Annotated in this window: 1 protein-coding gene; it reads right to left on the bottom strand. The window is 70.6% G+C overall.

The window, feature by feature from the left end; genetic code table 11:
• Window positions 1-255 (bottom strand): condensation domain-containing protein (locus tag AB4Y42_RS44650; RefSeq protein WP_368697947.1); only part of this gene is annotated, 255 nt, incomplete at both ends.

Raw genomic sequence — 255 nt, 5'->3', positions numbered from 1 at the left:
GCGAGGCATGCTCATGTGCCAGCAGCTCGGCCAGCCGCGCATGCGTGGTCCGCACGCTCGCCTCGACCCCGGTGCCATCAAGATCAAGCCGCAGCGGCAGGGTATTGATGAACAGGCCCATGGTGCGCTCGCCACCGGCGCCGCCCTGCATGCGGCCGAACAGCACCGTGCCGAACACCACCTGCTCGCGGCCGCTGCTGCGCGCCACCACCTGGCCCCAGGCCAGATGGCACAGGCTCGCCAGGCTCACCCCAA

The sequence above is a fragment of the Paraburkholderia sp. EG286B genome (assembly GCF_040965655.1).
GTDB lineage: Bacteria > Pseudomonadota > Gammaproteobacteria > Burkholderiales > Burkholderiaceae > Paraburkholderia.
Note: the sequence above shows the minus strand (reverse complement) of the source record. Positions and strands in the feature narration are given on the sequence as shown.